Here is a 15,229-nt window from a genome sequence, read left to right as displayed (position 1 = left end):
AAACCCCCGCGGGAACAAACCGGCGGGGGTTTTTTTATAACCTGAATTTACAGCGTTTGTGCGGGAACATCGTGGTGGCGTGTCACGTCTACCGGCATGCCTGAGCGTAGCTCCATTGCATGCTCCATTACAGCGGCGTCTGTCTGTGCCGCATTTTTAAAGCTCTGCATTGATGAATTCAACACGATTGGCAGTAACTGCGGGTCGTCATTAATCTTTTCTGACAGCGGTTGGTGTACTTCAACCAGGCGCATACCGTTAGGTTCAACGGAGGCTTTAATCGGCGTGTTGATGATGTTCACTTTGGTTCCCGGCGTAACCTGACGGAATAAGGTTTCAATATCACCGTCACGCAGGCGAATACACCCAGAACTGACACGCATACCGATGCCAAAATCCGCGTTGGTCCCATGCAGCAAATACACACCGCCGTAAGCCGCTAAGCGGATAGCATGATGCCCCATCGGGTTATCTGGCCCGGCAGGTACTACAGCAGGGAGGTCGATACCATTGGCTTTATACCGTGCGCGGATATTCGCCGTTGGTGTCCAGGTCGGGTTGGCACGCTTATCAGAGATGGTGGTGACCATTGTTGGGGTCAGGGTGTCGCCGCCTAACTGGCCAATGCCAATGGGATACACGGTCACCGATTTTGTCCCTGGCTGGTAATAGTAAAGACGCAGTTCGGCGAGGTTAATGACAATCCCTTCGCGTGGGGCATCCGGCAGCAGAGTTTGCAATGGGATGGTTAAAACACTGCCCGGGCGAGGTACGTATGGATCGACGCCGGGGTTAGCCTGCAGCAGCGCTAAAAAGCCGACGTTGTATTTTTTCGCAATGGCTTCCAGCGATCCGCCGTTGTTTTCGACAACGTGAGTGGCATTTTCACCCACCAGTTTACTGCCTGGCGGCGGGAGCGGCCAGGTATTCGCTTTAGCCGGAAGCGCTAACGCGACGGTCGCCGCGAGCGTAAAAAGCGTTAGCCAGCGAGAGAGTTGTTTATTGTTTAACATCACCATAAATCCATTGTTTTTACGTGGTTTTTATAATGTAAAAGTAAACAGGAATTATGGCGGTTTGCTGTGTCGGGAAGTGCAGGGAAGTGCAAAGAGTTTGTAAATTCATCGGCCGGGTAAGCACCGCGCTCACCCGGCCGGAACGCTACGCTATGGCGTTTTCTTCAAGTTGACGCATAAATTGACGTACCCAGTCGATACGGGTTTTACGCTCGCTCAAATCTTGCATGAACTTCAGCCGGGTTGGGCCATCCAGACGGAAGTGTTGGGGTTGCTTTTGTAGTAAGCCAATCAGCCACACCGGGTTGACGTGGTTCTTCTCGGCAAACTCAATCGTCCCGCCTTTTTCATTGCCTTCTAGCTTTCTGATACCCAGTTTTTGCGCTTGCTGGCGCAAACGGGCAATATCCAGCAGCGTACGGGCCGGGTCAGGCAACAAACCAAAACGGTCAATCAGTTCAACTTTAATCTCTTCCAGCTCGTTTTCGCCTTTCGCACTGGCAATACGCTTGTAGAACGACAGTCGCGTATTCACATCGGGAATGTAGTCATCTGGCAGTAACGAAGGCATCCGCAGCTCGACTTCAGTTTGCTGGTTGGTGAGATCTTCGAGCGACGGTTCGCGTCCCTCTTTTAGCGCATCAACCGCATTTTCCAGCAGTTCCATGTACAGTGAGAAGCCGATGGTTTCCATCGAACCGCTCTGATCTTCACCCAAAAGTTCTCCCGCGCCGCGGATCTCGAGGTCGTGAGTGGCCAGCGCAAAACCTGCACCCAAATCTTCCAGTGAGGCAATTGCCTCAAGGCGTTTTTGTGCATCGGTGGTCATCGCTTTCGGATGCGGCGTCAACAGCCAGGCATAGGCCTGATGATGTGAACGTCCCACGCGGCCGCGTAGCTGGTGCAATTGTGCCAACCCGAAATGGTCAGCGCGCTCGATAATAATGGTGTTAGCGGTTGGAATGTCGATCCCGGTTTCGATGATGGTGGTACACACCAGCACGTTGAAGCGCTGATGGTGGAAATCGTTCATCACACGTTCCAGCTCGCGTTCGCGCATTTGCCCGTGTCCAATCCCGATACGTGCTTCCGGTACCAGCTCTGCCAGCCTGTCAGCGGTTTTCTGGATGTTTTCAACATCGTTGAACAGGTAGTAGACCTGCCCGCCGCGTAGCACTTCACGCAGGATAGCTTCGCGCACCACCAGATTGTCATACTCGCGCACAAAGGTTTTGACGGCCAAACGACGCGCTGGCGGTGTGGCGATAATTGACAGATCGCGCATGCCGCTCATCGCCATATTGAGCGTACGCGGGATAGGGGTTGCGGTCAGCGTCAGAATATCGACATCGGCGCGCATCGCTTTAATACGCTCTTTGTGACGGACACCGAAGCGGTGCTCTTCATCGACAATCAGCAGACCCAAATCTTTGAGTTTCACATCGCTTTGCAGCAGTTTGTGCGTGCCGATGAGAATATCGATTTTACCTTCGGCAACCTGCTCCAGAATCTGCGCTTGCTCTTTGGCGCTACGAAAACGGGACAGCATCTCAATGCGCACGGGCCAGTTGGCAAAGCGGTCACGGAAGTTGTCGAAATGCTGCTGAGCGAGCAGGGTAGTCGGCACTAAAACGGCCACCTGTTTGTGGTTCTCGACGGCGAGGAATGCGGCGCGCATCGCCACTTCGGTTTTACCGAAGCCGACGTCACCACACACCAGACGGTCCATTGCCAGCGGTTGGCACATATCGCTGAGTACCGCGTTGATGGCCTGCGCCTGATCGGGCGTGGTTTCAAACGGGAAGCTGTCACAAAACAGCTGATACTGCTCGCGGTCGTGCTTAAAGGCAAAACCTTCTTTTGCCGCACGCTGGGCGTAAATATCCAGTAACTCCGCCGCGACGTCACGCACCTTCTCGGCGGCTTTCTGCCGGGCGCGCGACCAGGCATCTCCGCCAAGTTTATGCAGCGGGGCATTCTCTTCCGCGCCTCCGGCATAGCGGCTTATCAAATGCAACGATGACACCGGTACATACAATTTGGCGTCGTTGGCGTAGGTGAGCATCAGGTATTCGCCCGTAATGCCGCCTGCTTCCAGCGTGGTCATCCCGGCATAGCGACCCACGCCGTGCTCAAGATGCACGACGGGCTGCCCCGGATGCAGCTCAGCGAGGTTTCGGATCAATGTATCCGGGTTAATCGTGCGGCGGGAATCCTGGCGGCGGCGTGCCACGCGCTCACCAAGGAGATCGCTTTCGCAAATCAGTGCCAGGTTGCGTTTGGTATCAATGAAACCATGTTCTGCCGCACCAATCATCAGATAACGACCGCTGTCGGCGGCTTCATCAAGGCGTAAAATACGTTTTGGCGCAACTTTGATGCGAGCCAGAAGTTCGCCGAGTGCTTCACGGCGGCCTTCACTCTCTACCGAGAAAATGACCGGACCGTTAAAGGTTTCCAGAAATTTACGCAGCGCATCCAGCGGCGATTTCTGTTGCGCTTGTACGGCGATGTCCGGCAGCTTCTGGAATCCCAGATTAGTGTTTGCCGCTTTGTTTGCCAGACTTTCGGTTTTGAGCTGGACGCGAGGCCAGCGTTTAAGTTCAGAAAAAAGCTCATCAACCCGTAGCCACAGCGATTCTGGCGGCAGCAGTGGGCGCATTGGATCGACACTCCGATTCTCAAAGCGTGACAGTGTATCTGCCTGGAAACGTTCTGCGCTGGTTTCAATATCACCGGTATTCACTAACAGCGTATTGGCAGGGAAGTAGCTGAACAGCGGTGGTAGCGGTTCACTGAAAAACAGCGGTTGCCAGTATTCAATCCCGGCAGGTAACGTGCCTTTACTGACCTGCTGGTAAATATGTTCGGCGTCACGTTTAACTTCAAAGGTATCGCGCCACTGGCTGCGGAACAGCTCAATGGCTGTTTTATCGGTAGGAAATTCGTGGGCAGGCAGCAAATTAATGGCGTCGACTTCTTCCAGCGTGCGTTGTGTATCGGTGTCAAACAGACGCAGGCTGTCGATTTCGTCATCAAAGAAATCAAGGCGATAAGGCAGTTCACTGCCCATTGGGAACAAGTCCAACAACGCACCGCGTGTGGCGTATTCACCGTGCTCCATAACCTGATCAACATGGCGATAACCGGCGCTGTCCAGTTGCTCACGCAGGGTATCACGCGACAGGCGCTGACCCTTTTTCATCACCAGCGCATGACCGTGTAGATAGCTGTGCGGGCAGACGCGCTGCATCAACGTGTTGACCGGTACGATCAGCACACCGCGTTGCATCGCAGGCAGTTGATACAACGTGGAGAGTCGCGAGGAGATAATTTCCTGATGCGGGGAAAAACTGTCATAGGGCAGTGTTTCCCAGTCAGCCAGATTCATCACCATCTGGTCGGTAAACTGACGAATTTCATCATGCAGACGCAAGGCATTTTGCATGTCTGGCGCGATAAGCACCACGGGGCCCGGATGGTGTTCGGCGATTTCTGCGACCAGCGTCGCGCAGGCGGCACCGGTAAGTTCACCCAACTGGCGCTGATCGGAAGCGCCGGCTGGAAGCGTGTAACGATGTTGTTCAGGCATTCGGTTGTCAGGATCTCGTTTGGATATACGTCTGATAAGCAATGTTTCTTTATTATCCGTGATCGTTTCTCATAAGCAAATTGATTCGCCCCCGAATGGGGGCAAAAAGCGCGTAAGGTTTAGCGGAAAACGATGGAGAAAGACGGCGGTGAGAAGAGCAGATCGGCAACGGTTTTTTGTGAAATCTTTCGAACCATTAGTCCGACCAGCGTACACAACAGTAAGCAGACGAACGGGTACATCAGTAGCAGGGCCAGCTCTACGTTTGCGGACCAGACGGTATGATTGAGTTTGGGAAGTAGCGTTAAGCTAATCAGTTCCACCAGAATTCGGTGGGTGGTGTAGATGGCGATAGTATTGGAACCTATCACGCTCAATGGACTGGATGCACTCATGCCAAAACGTTGTTCAAATTGATAAAACAACTTCATGATGAGTACGATGGAAACCAGTGAGAGTAATAGCGAAATATTTGCCCGCCAGGCGATGACAGCCACCAGTGTACTCACCGTTACGATGACTGCGTGACGGCGAAGGGGAACGTCTTTGATCCACGTCATCAGCGTTGCGCCAAACCAGGCGCCGAGACTGTACCAGGGCAAATTACGTATTACGCTGTTTAGCCCCCACCATGGGGTCGGGAAAAAGTTGATTGCCACACTCAGCAATGCAAACAGTCCCAGTAGCGGTAATGCCCAGCGGCTGAAGATCTTACACAAGACAAAATAGACAATCAGCGCATACAGATACCACAGACTGGTGCTGGCTGTGAGCATTCCCCATGTAAAGTCTCCCAGTGAACCGGCATAGGCTGCATTGGCCGCATGGCCCAGCTCACGTTGCGGAGCCAGCCAGTTATTGAGCGTGGTCAACGCCAGCCATTGCACGATTCCCCACAGTATCAGCACCCAGGCAATACTCCAGATGCGTTTGTCTACACAGGTTGTCCACGGGATGTTTGCAATGTAGCGGCGGATCAGATAGCCCGAAATAAAGAAAAAGACTGGCATGCGAAACGGTGCCAGATACAGATTGAGGTAGATCCAGCATTTGGTTAGCACCTGTGAGAGTGGATGCTGAAAGGCGGTGAGATGGGGATAAAAGGTAATGACCGAGTGGTAAATAACTACCAGGCAGATACATAACCCTTTGATTTGATTAATCCATAACTCTTTTTTATTCATTGCAGTGGCGTATCCATAGTGTGTGAGATAGCCTGCCATCCTGCAAAAACCTTCCTTCGCTGTAATGCGTAACCGTCTGCTTTTTATTTTTTTAAGATAAAGATCAGGAACAAAGGATGAGGGAAAAGTGGAAACTTTAGCGAATTGATTTGGTTATACTTTTCAGAACAATGCTGACGAACACTTACGGTTCAGTCATTTACCCATCCCGCTTTCGCTTATATACTCGTGACTTTGCTAACAGCAACCAGACGGATTTCATGTACCAACCTGTCGCTCTATTCATTGGCCTGCGTTATATGCGTGGGCGTGCAGCAGATCGCTTCGGTCGTTTCGTTTCCTGGCTCTCTACCATTGGCATTACTCTTGGGGTAATGGCGCTGGTCACGGTATTGTCGGTGATGAACGGTTTCGAGCGCGAGCTGCAAAATAACATCCTTGGTCTGATGCCTCAGGCTATTCTCTCGGCTGAGCAAGGCTCTCTTAACCCGCAGCAGTTGCCGGAAAAAGCCGTGGTATTGAACGGCGTCAACCGTGTTGCGCCGCTAACAACGGGCGATGTGGTCCTGCAGAGTGCGCGTAGCGTGGCAGTCGGGGTGATGCTGGGCATCGACCCGGCGCAAAAAGATCCGTTAACGCCGTATCTGGTCAATGTGAAGCAAACAGATCTCGAACCGGGTAAGTATAATGTCATCCTCGGTGAGCAGCTTGCCGGACAGTTAGGTGTGAATCGCGGCGATCAAATTCGCGTGATGGTGCCTTCTGCCAGTCAGTTTACGCCAATGGGACGCTTGCCGAGCCAGCGTTTGTTTACGGTGATTGGTACCTTTGCCGCCAATAGTGAAGTCGATGGTTATCAGATGTTGACCAACATCCAGGATGCGTCACGTCTGATGCGTTATCCGGCAGGCAATATCACCGGCTGGCGTCTGTGGCTAAATGAACCGCTCAAGGTTGATACGCTGAGTCAACAAACGTTACCGCAAGGCACCAAATGGCAGGACTGGCGCGAGCGTAAAGGTGAGCTGTTCCAGGCGGTGCGAATGGAAAAAAACATGATGGGGCTGTTGCTGAGCCTGATCGTGGCGGTAGCGGCGTTTAATATTATTACCTCGCTGGGTCTGATGGTAATGGAGAAGCAAGGGGAAGTGGCGATTTTACAAACGCAGGGGCTCACGCCGCGGCAAATAATGATGGTGTTTATGGTTCAGGGGGCCAGTGCCGGGATTATCGGCGCGCTGCTGGGGGCCGTGCTGGGCGCGTTGCTTGCCAGCCAACTGAACAACCTGATGCCGATTATCGGCGTGCTGCTGGACGGTGCCGCGTTGCCTGTCGCTATTGAGCCGTTGCAGGTGATCGTTATTGCACTGGTGGCAATGGCCATCGCACTGCTGTCTACGCTTTATCCTTCCTGGCGCGCTGCCGCCACTCAACCCGCTGAGGCTTTACGTTATGAATAAGATCCTGTTGCAATGCGACAACCTGTGCAAACGCTATCAGGAAGGCACGGTGCAGACTGATGTTCTGCACGATGTCAGTTTTTGCGTCGGCGAGGGTGAGATGATGGCGATTGTCGGCAGCTCAGGCTCCGGCAAAAGTACATTGCTTCATCTGCTCGGCGGGCTGGATACGCCGACTTCCGGCGACGTTATTTTTAGCGGTCAACCGATGAGCAAACTCTCGTCAGCGGCGAAAGCGGAACTGCGTAATCAGAAGCTCGGATTTATTTACCAGTTCCACCATTTGTTGCCAGACTTTACCGCGCTGGAAAACGTGGCGATGCCGCTACTGATTGGCAAGAAGAAGCCGGCTGAAATTACCGAGCGCGCACGTGACATGCTGAAAGCGGTTGGGCTGGATCACCGTGCCAGCCACCGTCCGTCCGAACTCTCAGGCGGCGAGCGTCAACGTGTTGCGATTGCCCGTGCGCTGGTGAATAACCCGCGTCTGGTGTTGGCAGATGAGCCAACAGGTAACCTTGATGCGCGTAACGCGGACAGTATTTTTGAGCTTCTGGGTGAGTTGAACCGTTCTCAGGGCACAGCATTTCTGGTTGTGACGCACGATCTGCAACTGGCGAAGCGCATGAGCCGCCAGCTTGAAATGCGTGATGGTCGCCTGACGGCCGAACTGAGCCTGATGGGAGCAGAGTAATGGCTTCGCCTTTATCGTTATTGATTGGGTTACGTTTTAGCCGTGGTCGGCGGCGCGGCGGTATGGTTTCGCTGATTTCCGTCATCTCCACCATCGGTATTGCATTAGGTGTGGCGGTATTGATTGTCGGTTTGAGCGCCATGAACGGTTTTGAGCGCGAGTTGAACAACCGTATTCTGGCGGTTGTGCCGCACGGTGAGATAGAAGCGGTGAACCAGCCGTGGAATAACTGGCAGGACGCGCTGGCCAACGTGCAGAAGGTACCGGGTATTGTCGCTGCAGCGCCGTATATCAATTTCACCGGGCTGGTGGAGAGTGGGGCGAACTTGCGTGCCGTACAGGTAAAAGGCGTGGATCCGAAGCAGGAGCAACGTTTAAGTGCGCTACCGTCATTTGTGCAAAACCATGCCTGGGATAATTTCAAAGCGGGTGAGCAGCAGGTCATTATTGGCAAGGGGATTGCTGACGCGCTGAAGGTGAAGCAGGGGGATTGGGTGTCGATTATGATCCCCAATGCCAGCGCCGATCACAAGCTACAGCAGCCTAAACGTGTGCGTTTGCACGTTACCGGTATTCTGCAACTGAGCGGTCAGCTCGATCACAGCTTCGCCATGATCCCAATGGAAGACGCGCAGCAGTATCTGGATATGGGCTCCAGCGTTTCCGGGATTGCCCTGAAGGTCAACGATGTCTTTAACGCCAATAAGTTGGTCAGAGACGCCGGTGAAGTGACCAACAACTATGTCTACATTAAGAGCTGGATCGGTACTTACGGCTATATGTATCGCGATATCCAGATGATTCGCGCCATTATGTATCTGGCCATGGTGTTGGTGATTGGCGTTGCCTGTTTCAATATCGTTTCAACGTTAGTGATGGCGGTAAAAGACAAGAGCGGTGATATTGCGGTATTAAGAACGCTGGGGGCGAAAGACGGGCTGATCCGCGCTATCTTCGTCTGGTATGGACTGCTGGCGGGTCTGTTCGGTAGTCTGATAGGTGTGGTTATTGGTGTTGTTGTTTCTCTGCAGCTCACACCGATCATCAATGGTATTGAGGCGCTTATCGGCCATCAGTTCCTTTCGGGCGATATTTATTTTATTGACTTCCTGCCATCTGAATTGCACTGGCTGGATGTGATTTATGTGTTGGTGACAGCATTGTTGCTGAGTCTTTTGGCAAGTTGGTATCCGGCGCGTCGCGCCAGCAATATTGACCCTGCGAGAGTACTTAGCGGCCAATAACAACAAGATATACACTAAGGCATTCATGCTGTCTCAAGGCGGCAAGCCCGAAAATCACCAGACGCATAAACAACGATGTGACGGGGTGTGAGGGTGCAGCCAACGCAGAGGCAGCCTGAAGGAAGACGTGTATCAAGGAGCGGTGATGTATTACGGGTTTGACATTGGCGGAACAAAAATTGCGTTAGGCGTCTTCGATAATCACCGTCGGTTGCAGTGGGAGAAACGTGTCCCTACGCCACGCGACAGCTATGACGCTTTCCTTGATGCGGTGTGCGCTCTGGTGACAGAGGCGGACCAGCGCTTTGGCGTTAAGGGGTCAGTAGGGATTGGTATTCCGGGCATGCCCGAGACCGAAGACGGCACGCTGTATGCGGCTAACGTTCCTGCCGCCAGTGGCAAACCGCTGCGGGCCGATCTCAGCGCACGACTGGATCGCGATGTGCGTCTGGATAATGATGCCAACTGTTTTGCACTCTCCGAAGCCTGGGACGATGAGTTCACCCAGTATCCGTTAGTCATGGGCTTAATCCTCGGCACTGGTGTCGGTGGTGGCCTGGTGCTTAACGGAAAGTCTATCACTGGACGTAGCTATATTACCGGCGAGTTCGGCCATATCCGTTTGCCTGTTGATGCGTTGACGTTGATGGGATTTGATTTCCCACTGCGTCGATGCGGATGTGGTCAACTGGGGTGCATCGAAAGCTATCTTTCCGGTGGCGGATTTGCATGGTTGTACCAGCATTACTACCATCAACCTCTGGATGCCCGTGAAATTATCGCCCTCTGGGAGCAAGGCGATGAGCATGCGCGTGCGCATGTAGAGCGTTATCTGGATTTGCTGGCCGTTTGCCTGGGGAATATCCTGACTATCGTCGATCCAGATTTAGTGGTGATTGGCGGTGGCTTGTCGAACTTTACCGCTATTACGACGCAACTGGCGGATCGACTGCCACGTCATTTGCTGCCCGTTGCCCGTGTGCCGCGTATTGAGCAGGCACGACACGGTGATGCGGGTGGGATGCGCGGAGCCGCTTTCCTACATCTTACCGATTAATACAAAGAGGTTGTTATGCTGTCGCGTCGGGGTCATCGATTAAGCCGTTTTCGTAAAAATAAACGCCATTTGCGCGATCGCCTGCGTCAACGGATCTTTTTCAGAGACAGAGTGGTGCCTGAGCTGGTGGAAAAACCAAGGGTATTAGTCCTGACTGGTGCGGGGATTTCTGCTGAATCAGGGATTCGTACTTTCCGTGCTGCAGATGGTCTTTGGGAAGAACATCGGGTTGAGGATGTGGCAACGCCGGAAGGATTTAGCCGTAATCCTGGATTGGTTCAGTCATTTTATAACGCCCGTCGTCACCAGTTGCAGCAGCCCGAAATTCAGCCAAACGCGGCGCATATCGCGTTGGCAAAACTCGAAGCCGAGCTGGGTGATCGCTTTCTACTGGTAACGCAAAATATCGATAATCTGCACGAACGTGCGGGTAGCCAGAACGTTATCCATATGCACGGCGAGCTCCTTAAGGTTCGCTGTTCGCAAAGCGGGCAGATTTTAGACTGGACAGGGGACGTCACGCCGGAAGACAAATGCCATTGCTGCCAGTTCCCAGCGCCACTGCGACCGCACGTTGTCTGGTTTGGTGAAATGCCTCTGGGGATGGATGAAATTTATATGGCACTGGCGATGGCAGATGTTTTCATTGCCATTGGCACGTCAGGACATGTTTATCCGGCCGCGGGGTTTGTCCACGAAGCGCGTTTGCATGGGGCGCATACGGTGGAGTTAAATCTTGAGCCAAGCCAGGTGGGTAGCGAGTTTGAAGAGAAGTATTACGGCCCGGCAAGCCAGGTGGTGCCTGAGTTTGTTGAGAAGTTATTAAAAGGGCTGTGAGCACGGATGGCGTAGGCCCGATAAGCGTCGCGCCATCGGGCAGTGACGATACGCCGGATGTGACGCTGGTGCGTCTTATCCGGCCTACGAGGAGGGCAATTAGCGTCCTGCTTTCAGCTTCTGATAATACTCTTCATAGATAGCGCTGGCGGAACCGACATCGTTCTGCCATTCCCCTTTGTTGATGGTCTCCGCATCCGGGTAGAGCGTTTTATCGTTCGCCACTTCCGGGCTTAACAGCTTACGTGCCGCCAGGTTTGGCGTCGGGTAACCAATGGTTTCCGCGACTTCTTTCGCCACATCCGGGCGCAACAGGAAGTTAATTAGCTTCAGCGCACCTTCTTTGTTTTTAGCATTTGCCGGAATAGACAGGCTGTCCATCCAGAAAATACCCCCTTCTTTCGGCCAGACGACTTCCAGCGGTGTACCCGCCTGACGGGCCACGAACGCAGAACCGTTCCACACCATCCCCAGATTAACTTCGCCTTCCATATACGGATTAGCCGGGTTATCGGAGTTGAAGGCTGCAACGTTAGGCATTAGCTTCTTGAGCTCGTTATACGCGGCTTCAATCTCTTTCGGGTCGGTGGTATTCCCGGAGTATCCCAGCTTGCGCAGCGCCATCTGGAATACTTCGCGGGCATCATCCGTTAACAGCAGGCTGCCTTTGTATTCCGGTTTCCACAGGTCAGCCCAGCTGGTCACGGTTTTGGGATCAATGGCATCACTGTTAATACCAATGGCTGTCGCACCCCAGATATACGGGATTGAGTAGTCGTTGTTCGGGTCAAACGGCTTATTGAGCATTTCCGGATCGAGGTTGTGGAAGTTGGTTAACGTCGACTTATCGATCTTTTGGATCATGCCTTCCTTGCGCATTTTGTCGACGTAATAGGTGGAAGGCACCACCAGATCGTACGCACCGTCTTTGTAGGTTTTGAGCTTGGCGTACATGGTCTCATTCGACTCGTAGGTCGAATAGATGACCTTGATCCCGGTCTCTTTAGTGAACTGTTCCAGTAGCCCAGGCGGAACGTACTCGGTCCAGTTATAGAAATACAGCGTGTTGTTATCATCAGCGTGAGCGGCGCTCATGCCCAGTGCCAGAGCACCCGCCGCGAGCAGGTGGCGTGACCATTTTTTCATTTAACGTCCCCTGAATGAAGGGCCTCAACGGCCCTTGGTTTTATCACGTGCAATAAGCTGGCTGGCGATCACCATAACCAGCGACAGAACCAACAAAATGGTTGCCAGTGCGTTCACTTCTGGTGATACGCCGACTTTAACCATTGAGTAGATTTTTAATGGCAAAATTTCATAGCCGGGTCCGGTGACGAAGGACGAAACCACGACATCATCCATCGACAGCGTAAAGCTCAGCAACCAACCCGCAGCTACCGCAGGCATGGCCAGTGGCAGAATGATTTTGCGCAGAATAGTCACTTCGCTGGCACCCAGGTCTTTTGCTGCCTCAAGCATACGTACGTCGAAGCCTTTCAAACGTGAGTAGACTGTCACCACCACAAAAGGCAGGCAGAAGGTAATATGCGAAAACAGCAACGACCAGAAGCCCAACTGAATACCAATCAGCATGAACAGCACCAGCAGCGAAATCGCCATCACGATATCCGGCGACATCATCACCACAAACAACATGCCGCTGACAAATGGCTTTCCACGAAAACGGTAACGATACAGAGCGACCGCAGTCAGTGAACCGATCAGTGTGGCAAAGGTCGCGGAGAGCACGGCCATCGTCAGTGAGTGCTGTGCCGCCTGCAGCAAACTGTCGTTGTTCATCAGCAGGCCGTACCATTTGGTGGTAAAGCCTTGCCAGTTAATGCCAAAGCGCGAGCTGTTAAAGGAGTTCACAATCAAAATGATGATTGGAATGTACAGGTACGCGTAGATAGCGGTCATAAAACCGCCGCGAAGCAGTCGACCGATCATTCGAGTTCTACCTTCTTGTTCAGCAAGCGGGAAGCGCGCCAGTAGATCAGCAGCATCAGCCCCATGACGATGGTCAGGGTAATACTGGTGGCGGCGCCAAACGGCCAGTCGCGGATGTTCAGGAACTGCACTTTAATCACATTACCAATCAGCAGGTTTTTCGCGCCGCCCATCAGGTCGGATACGTAAAACAGCCCCATGGCTGGCAGCATAACCAGCAAACATCCGGCAATAATTCCCGGCATTGTCAGCGGGATAATAATGCGGGTGAAGGTCTGAAGTTTGCTGGCACCCAGATCGCGCGCAGCTTCGAGTAACGGTTTATCCAGTTTCTCAATGCTGGAGTAGAGCGGCATCACCATAAATGGCAGCAGGATATACACCAGGCCAATAATGACCGCGCTGGGGGTAAACATAATGCGAATGGGCGTATCAATCACGCCGAGCCAGAGTAGAAACTCGTTGAGATAGCCTTTGGTACTGAGGAAAATTTTGAGTCCGTAGATGCGAATAAGCGAGTTGGTCCAGAACGGAACAATCAGGAGGAAGAGCAGCAGTGGACGCACTTTCTCCGGCAGCTTTACCAAAAACCAGGCAAACGGATAGCCGAGTACCAGACAGGCGAGTGTGGCAATCAGCGCCATATTGAGGGAGTGAACCAGCACCTCAAAATAGAGCGGATCGAGCAGGCGAGCATAGTTTTCCAGCGTAAAGACCATTTTGACGAAATTAGCGTCGTCACGGGTCAAAAAGCTGGTGCCGATGATCATCAGGTTGGGCAGAAAGACAAACAACACAAGCCAACCGACAATGGTGACGATCACCACACTCTGGAATTTACTTGTGTTCTTCATCAGCCAGTACGACCTCCCAGCTTTCTACCCAGTTAATCGCCATTTTCTGGTCGAGCGAGTGGTCGAAGTCAGGATCGTCTTCGTTGAAGAATTCGCTGACCATTACCATCTTGCCATTTTCCAGTTCAACAACTGACTCCAGCGTCATGCCTTTATAGTTACGTTCACGCACGTAACCGATAAGTCCTTCAATATGATTATCGTCGTTGATCTCGTCAACACGCAGATCTTCCGGACGCAACAGTACGTGTAGCTTCTGTCCGGGGACTACCGCGAAGTTCACGTAAATATTACACTCGCGACCTTCAACGTTAGCACGGACACGCTGTTCGTCCAGACGTTCAATGACCGTCGCGTTAAACATATTGATTTCACCGATGAACCCGGCGACGAACAGATTCTTCGGTTCTTCGTAGATTTCTCGCGGTGTGCCATCTTGCTCAATTTTGCCATCACGCATGACCACAATACGATCTGACATTGTCAGTGCTTCTTCCTGATCGTGGGTGACAAAAACAAAAGTGATACCGAGTTTACGCTGTAACGCTTTCAGTTCGTTCTGCATCTGCTTACGCAGTTTATAGTCCAGCGCAGAGAGAGACTCATCCAGCAGAAGCAAACGCGGTTTATTGACCACTGCACGGGCAATCGCCACGCGTTGCTGTTGGCCACCGGAGAGTTGATGCGGTTTTCGCTGAGCGAACTCTTCCAGTTGCACCATGCGCAGAGCTTCGGTGACGCGCGGAGGAATATCGGCTGCGGGGGTTTTTTGCATGCGTAAACCAAAGGCCACATTTTCAAAAACGGTCATGTGGGGGAATAGGGCATAACTTTGGAATACGGTATTCACGTAGCGGTTTTCCGCAGGAACGTGAGTGATGTCCTGGTTGTCCAGCATAATATGACCGGAATCAACCGTTTCCAGACCGGCAATCAGGCGAAGAACGGTTGTTTTACCGCAGCCAGAGGGGCCAAGTAGCGTGAGAAATTCGCCATTATTGATGGTCAAATCCAGGTTGGAAATCACCTCTTTGCCATCGAAACTCTTGCGAATTCCCGCTAATTGCACCAGTGGAGAAAGCGAACGCGGTTGTTTATTCAATTTTTTACTCTGTCCCATGTAAACGCAACGGATGGCTGACCGATGCGGGGTTTGTGGTTAACCACCTTGATGACTCTTAATGAGGGCCGTTATTCTACGGCAAAGCGTTGTAATCGCCAATCCTTGTTGCGAATTACTGACTTAGCTTTATATTCAGAAGGATGTCATGGCGAAATATTCTCACTTGCGGGGATAAAAGTGACCTGACGCAATATTTGTCTTTTGTTGCTTATTGATAA

General features: G+C 52.4%; 12 protein-coding genes. 5 read left to right on the top strand and 7 right to left on the bottom strand.

Features of this window, described 5'->3' with window-relative positions; translation table 11 throughout:
• Positions 1-47: 47 nt before the first annotated feature.
• From NNO03_RS04445 to NNO03_RS04435, 3 genes are all read right to left on the bottom strand, one after another.
• A complete protein-coding gene (locus NNO03_RS04445) occupies positions 48-1,013 on the bottom strand; it encodes a L,D-transpeptidase family protein (RefSeq protein ID WP_271440877.1) in 966 nt (321 codons plus the stop codon).
• A gap of 148 nt (positions 1,014-1,161) precedes the next feature.
• Positions 1,162-4,608: a transcription-repair coupling factor gene (gene mfd / locus NNO03_RS04440; RefSeq protein WP_271448922.1), complete on the bottom strand. Its 3,447-nt coding sequence runs from the start codon at positions 4,606-4,608 to the stop codon at positions 1,162-1,164.
• A 119-nt stretch (positions 4,609-4,727) separates the two neighbouring features.
• Complete coding sequence (locus tag NNO03_RS04435) at positions 4,728-5,792, bottom strand: acyltransferase family protein (protein WP_271448994.1); 1,065 nt, start codon at positions 5,790-5,792, stop codon at positions 4,728-4,730.
• Positions 5,793-6,052: 260 nt separating this feature from the next.
• Here NNO03_RS04435 and lolC point away from each other — a divergent pair, with 260 nt between their 5' ends.
• From lolC to cobB, 5 genes are all read left to right on the top strand, one after another.
• Positions 6,053-7,252 (top strand): lipoprotein-releasing ABC transporter permease subunit LolC, encoded by a 1,200-nt coding sequence (lolC, locus tag NNO03_RS04430; RefSeq protein WP_137382949.1) that lies wholly within the window; start codon positions 6,053-6,055, stop codon positions 7,250-7,252.
• Positions 7,245-7,946: a lipoprotein-releasing ABC transporter ATP-binding protein LolD gene (lolD, locus tag NNO03_RS04425; protein ID WP_003832278.1), complete on the top strand. Its 702-nt coding sequence runs from the start codon at positions 7,245-7,247 to the stop codon at positions 7,944-7,946. Before lolC ends, lolD begins: the two co-directional genes overlap by 8 nt.
• A complete protein-coding gene (gene lolE, locus NNO03_RS04420; protein WP_271448921.1) occupies positions 7,946-9,190 on the top strand; it encodes a lipoprotein-releasing ABC transporter permease subunit LolE in 1,245 nt (414 codons plus the stop codon). The genes lolD and lolE overlap by 1 nt, the downstream gene beginning before the upstream one ends.
• 145 nt (positions 9,191-9,335) lie before the next feature.
• Positions 9,336-10,247 (top strand): N-acetylglucosamine kinase, encoded by a 912-nt coding sequence (gene nagK / locus NNO03_RS04415; RefSeq protein ID WP_137382946.1) that lies wholly within the window; start codon positions 9,336-9,338, stop codon positions 10,245-10,247.
• Between the two features lie 15 nt (positions 10,248-10,262).
• Complete coding sequence (gene cobB / locus NNO03_RS04410) at positions 10,263-11,084, top strand: Sir2 family NAD+-dependent deacetylase (protein WP_040231971.1); 822 nt, start codon at positions 10,263-10,265, stop codon at positions 11,082-11,084.
• A 99-nt stretch (positions 11,085-11,183) separates the two neighbouring features.
• Here the strand turns inward: cobB and potD are convergent, their stop codons facing one another.
• Genes potD through potA form a run of 4 tightly spaced genes read right to left on the bottom strand, consistent with a single transcriptional unit; the run spans position 11,184 to position 15,008 of the window.
• On the bottom strand, positions 11,184-12,230 hold the full coding sequence (gene potD, locus NNO03_RS04405) for a spermidine/putrescine ABC transporter substrate-binding protein PotD (RefSeq protein ID WP_137382945.1): 1,047 nt from the start codon (positions 12,228-12,230) through the stop codon (positions 11,184-11,186).
• Between the two features lie 24 nt (positions 12,231-12,254).
• Complete coding sequence (gene potC / locus NNO03_RS04400) at positions 12,255-13,034, bottom strand: spermidine/putrescine ABC transporter permease PotC (protein WP_003030794.1); 780 nt, start codon at positions 13,032-13,034, stop codon at positions 12,255-12,257.
• Positions 13,031-13,888, bottom strand: coding sequence for a spermidine/putrescine ABC transporter permease PotB (gene potB / locus NNO03_RS04395; protein WP_137382944.1), 858 nt, complete (start codon positions 13,886-13,888; stop codon positions 13,031-13,033). Before potB ends, potC begins: the two co-directional genes overlap by 4 nt.
• Positions 13,872-15,008 carry a spermidine/putrescine ABC transporter ATP-binding protein PotA gene (gene potA / locus NNO03_RS04390; protein WP_202038886.1) on the bottom strand — a complete coding sequence of 379 codons (1,137 nt, stop codon included), beginning with the start codon at positions 15,006-15,008 and terminating at the stop codon, positions 13,872-13,874. Before potA ends, potB begins: the two co-directional genes overlap by 17 nt.
• Positions 15,009-15,229 lie beyond the last annotated feature (221 nt).

The organism is Citrobacter sp. Igbk 16 (genome assembly GCF_028069755.1).
Lineage (GTDB): Bacteria > Pseudomonadota > Gammaproteobacteria > Enterobacterales > Enterobacteriaceae > Citrobacter.
Note: the sequence above shows the minus strand (reverse complement) of the source record. Positions and strands in the feature narration are given on the sequence as shown.

Excerpts from the sequence above, each read along its gene's own strand:
- NNO03_RS04445 (WP_271440877.1), bottom strand. The coding sequence starts at position 1,013 with ATGTTAAACAATAAACAACTCTCTCGCTGGCTAACGCTTTTTACGCTC.
- mfd (WP_271448922.1), bottom strand. The coding sequence starts at position 4,608 with ATGCCTGAACAACATCGTTACACGCTTCCAGCCGGCGCTTCCGATCAG.
- NNO03_RS04435 (WP_271448994.1), bottom strand. The coding sequence starts at position 5,792 with ATGAATAAAAAAGAGTTATGGATTAATCAAATCAAAGGGTTATGTATC.
- lolC (WP_137382949.1), top strand. The coding sequence starts at position 6,053 with ATGTACCAACCTGTCGCTCTATTCATTGGCCTGCGTTATATGCGTGGG.
- lolD (WP_003832278.1), top strand. The coding sequence starts at position 7,245 with ATGAATAAGATCCTGTTGCAATGCGACAACCTGTGCAAACGCTATCAG.
- lolE (WP_271448921.1), top strand. The coding sequence starts at position 7,946 with ATGGCTTCGCCTTTATCGTTATTGATTGGGTTACGTTTTAGCCGTGGT.
- nagK (WP_137382946.1), top strand. The coding sequence starts at position 9,336 with ATGTATTACGGGTTTGACATTGGCGGAACAAAAATTGCGTTAGGCGTC.
- cobB (WP_040231971.1), top strand. The coding sequence starts at position 10,263 with ATGCTGTCGCGTCGGGGTCATCGATTAAGCCGTTTTCGTAAAAATAAA.
- potD (WP_137382945.1), bottom strand. The coding sequence starts at position 12,230 with ATGAAAAAATGGTCACGCCACCTGCTCGCGGCGGGTGCTCTGGCACTG.
- potC (WP_003030794.1), bottom strand. The coding sequence starts at position 13,034 with ATGATCGGTCGACTGCTTCGCGGCGGTTTTATGACCGCTATCTACGCG.
- potB (WP_137382944.1), bottom strand. The coding sequence starts at position 13,888 with ATGAAGAACACAAGTAAATTCCAGAGTGTGGTGATCGTCACCATTGTC.
- potA (WP_202038886.1), bottom strand. The coding sequence starts at position 15,008 with ATGGGACAGAGTAAAAAATTGAATAAACAACCGCGTTCGCTTTCTCCA.